Here is a 2,724-nt window from a genome sequence, read left to right as displayed (position 1 = left end):
GGCCATCACCGGCCACCACCTACCCGAGAATTCGATGCAGCATCCAAACGAAAGCCCATCGCCGACCGAACGCAAGGCCGCCAATCGCCGTCTCGGCCTGATCCTGCTGTCGATCGTGCTGGTCTTCTTTTTGGGTTTCTTCGCCAAGATGATGTGGCTTGGCTGAACGGGCTGAATTGGCTGAGCCCCGCTGCAAGGTAACGAGATGAGCACGAAGCAGCCGGTTCCGACCGGCGACGTCGAGGACAAGCGCTACAACCGCGGCATGATGCTGCGGCTTCTGGTGATCGTGGGCGTGATGTTCGCCTTCGGCTATGCGCTGGTGCCGCTGTACAAGAAGATCTGCGAGATCACCGGCATCAACGTCGTCACCACGCGCGAGCTCTACGGCGCCAGCGCCGGCAAGGTCAGCCAGAACACGCAGGTCGACACCAGCCGCACGATCACGGTGGAGTTCGATTCCAACGCCCGCGGCCCCTTCGCGTTCCGTCCGGTCAAGAGCAGCATGCAGGTCCATCCCGGCGAGATGGCGACCATCGTCTACGAGGTCGCCAACGGGCAGACCCGCGATATCTCGGCGCAGGCCATTCCGAGCTACGCGCCGAAGCAGGCCACCCAGTATTTCAAGAAGCTCGAGTGCTTCTGCTTCCAGCAGCAGACGCTGAAGGCGAAGGAATCGCGCGAGATGCCGGTGGTGTTCGTGATCGACCCGGACTTGCCCAAGGACGTCGAGAACATCACCTTGTCGTACACATTCTTCGAGATCGGCACGCCGATGGCGCCCGCGCCGCAGGGCCATCTCGACCAGCCGCCGGCCAGCGCCGGCAGCTGACGCAGTAGAGGAGGGTTGCCATGGACGAACTGAAGGACGCGGTCAAACGCAAGATGTCGTTCTGGCAGACGCTGCGTGCGGTGTTCTGGTCGTTCATCGGCCTGCGCAAGGGCGCGGAGCACGATCGCGACATGGCGAACCTGAACCCGATCCATGTGATCGTCGCCGGCGTACTCGGTGCCGTGATCCTGGTGGTGGTGCTGATCGGCATCGTCCGCCTGGTGGTGGGTGGATAGGTGGGCGGATAGCCGGGCGGATAGCCGGGCGGACAGGTCGGCAAGGAACGCCGTGCGGCAGCAGGCAGCAATGGCAGGTCGGCCGAACAGGCAACACAAGACAGAAGACAGAGCGTCGTCCGCCCTCGGGCAGCCGGCGTATAACGATGAATCAGAGATCTGAGCTGGAGAAAACAGAATGAGTGCGAATCGCGCAAACGCTCCGTACTACTTCGTACCGGGCCCGTCGCGCCATCCGGTCACGGGGGCCCTGGGGCTGCTGCTGACCGCCGCCGGGGCGGCCGGGTGGGTCAACGGCCAGCCGTGGGCGCCCTATGTCTGCGTGCTGGGCATCCTGTGGTTCCTGTTCGTGCTCAAGAGCTGGTTCGGCGACGCGATCGGCGAGTCGGAAGGGGGCATGTACGGCCGCCGCATCGACATCTCGTACCGCTGGTCGATGGGCTGGTTCATCTTCTCCGAGGTGATGTTCTTCGGCGCCTTCTTCGGCGCGCTTTTCTACGCCCGCGTCTACACGATGCCGTGGCTGGGCGACCTGAACAACAAGATCCTGTGGCCCGATTTCGCCGCGGTGTGGCCGAACGCAGGTCCGGCCGGTACCGTCGAGCCGTACGAGGCGATGGGCCCGTGGCCGATCCCGACCATCAACACGGCGCTGCTGCTGATGTCGGGCGTCACGCTGACCTGGGCGCACCACGCGCTGCTGGCCGGCAAGCGCAGCCAGGTGGTGCAGGGCCTGGTGCTGACCATCCTGCTGGGCGCGGTCTTCATGGGCTTCCAGGTCTATGAATACATGCACGCCTACAGCGACCTGAACCTGAAGCTGACCTCGGGCATCTACGGCTCGACCTTCTTCCTGCTGACCGGCTTCCACGGCTTCCACGTGACGATGGGCGCCATCATGCTGACGGTGGTGCTGATCCGCGTGCTCAAGGGCCATTTCACGCCGGACCACCACTTCGCCTTCGAAGGCGCCGCCTGGTACTGGCACTTCGTCGACGTGGTCTGGCTGTTCCTCTACGTCGTGGTGTACTGGCTGTAAGCAGGCACCGGCTCGAAGGAACGGAAAACGGGGGCGCATCGCGCCCCCGTTTCATTTGCCGGGGGCGTTTCGAATCAGGCGGCGCCGACCCGATCCTTTAGAATGCGGACATCGCCGTGCGTTGCCTGCCAGTCCAAAAAGCAAGCGCCGCAGGAATCGCATCCCTGCGGCGCTTGCTTTTTGTCCGGCTGTCGAAGGTGCCCGGTGCTACGGCCCCGTGCGGATGCCCGTGCTTTCGATCCATCCCATCCAGTACGAGAACAGGATGAACAGGAACAGCGCGATCGACAGGCCGACACGAACCGTCAGCGAACGGACCATATGCGCGCTCGACTTGCCGCGGTCGCGCATCATGAAGAACAGGGCGGAGGCCAGGCTGGAGACGATCAGGATGAAGGCAATGACGATGACGATGCGCATGGCGGCGGTCGGGGCAAGGGTGCGTCATTATCGCACCGCGTTCCCGCGGCCGTTTCCGCCGTTCCGGCTGTTCCCGCCGCTGCGGCCCATCCAGCAGCTCGCGCCGCTCCAGCGATGAAGCTGCTGCGCGCCCTGAGCCCGGTGCCGACGGTGGCGGCGCTGGTCGTCATCGCGGTGACCTGTGCGCTCGGCAACTG

Annotated in this window: 5 protein-coding genes; 4 read left to right on the top strand and 1 reads right to left on the bottom strand. The window is 64.3% G+C overall.

The features are described 5' to 3' along the window. Positions 1 to 34: 34 nt before the first annotated feature. The 4 genes from AC6EI8_RS25905 (at position 35) to AC6EI8_RS25890 (ending at position 2,107) form a co-directional block, all read left to right on the top strand. The gene (locus tag AC6EI8_RS25905; protein WP_223129672.1) at positions 35 to 166 is read left to right on the top strand and encodes a cytochrome oxidase small assembly protein; all 132 of its coding nucleotides are present in this window, start codon (positions 35 to 37) and stop codon (positions 164 to 166) included. Between the two features lie 39 nt (positions 167 to 205). Next, positions 206 to 832 (top strand): cytochrome c oxidase assembly protein, encoded by a 627-nt coding sequence (locus AC6EI8_RS25900; protein ID WP_149317135.1) that lies wholly within the window; start codon positions 206 to 208, stop codon positions 830 to 832. A gap of 20 nt (positions 833 to 852) precedes the next feature. Beyond that, positions 853 to 1,068: a DUF2970 domain-containing protein gene (locus AC6EI8_RS25895; protein WP_149317134.1), complete on the top strand. Its 216-nt coding sequence runs from the start codon at positions 853 to 855 to the stop codon at positions 1,066 to 1,068. A 178-nt stretch (positions 1,069 to 1,246) separates the two neighbouring features. After that, positions 1,247 to 2,107: a cytochrome c oxidase subunit 3 gene (locus AC6EI8_RS25890; protein ID WP_498383311.1), complete on the top strand. Its 861-nt coding sequence runs from the start codon at positions 1,247 to 1,249 to the stop codon at positions 2,105 to 2,107. 207 nt (positions 2,108 to 2,314) lie between these two features. Here AC6EI8_RS25890 and AC6EI8_RS25885 read toward each other — a convergent pair whose 3' ends face one another. Beyond that, positions 2,315 to 2,527, bottom strand: coding sequence for a twin transmembrane helix small protein (locus AC6EI8_RS25885; RefSeq protein ID WP_006577163.1), 213 nt, complete (start codon positions 2,525 to 2,527; stop codon positions 2,315 to 2,317). Positions 2,528 to 2,724: the final 197 nt, after the last annotated feature.

Source organism: Cupriavidus sp. R6-3 (assembly GCF_059772245.1).
Note: the sequence above shows the minus strand (reverse complement) of the source record. Positions and strands in the feature narration are given on the sequence as shown.

What these genes read in the sequence shown, in the direction of transcription:
- AC6EI8_RS25895 (WP_149317134.1), top strand. Translation starts at nt 853, where the DNA reads ATGGACGAACTGAAGGACGCGGTCAAACGCAAGATGTCGTTCTGGCAG.
- AC6EI8_RS25890 (WP_498383311.1), top strand. Translation starts at nt 1,247, where the DNA reads ATGAGTGCGAATCGCGCAAACGCTCCGTACTACTTCGTACCGGGCCCG.
- AC6EI8_RS25905 (WP_223129672.1), top strand. Translation starts at nt 35, where the DNA reads ATGCAGCATCCAAACGAAAGCCCATCGCCGACCGAACGCAAGGCCGCC.
- AC6EI8_RS25900 (WP_149317135.1), top strand. Translation starts at nt 206, where the DNA reads ATGAGCACGAAGCAGCCGGTTCCGACCGGCGACGTCGAGGACAAGCGC.
- AC6EI8_RS25885 (WP_006577163.1), bottom strand. Translation starts at nt 2,527, where the DNA reads ATGCGCATCGTCATCGTCATTGCCTTCATCCTGATCGTCTCCAGCCTG.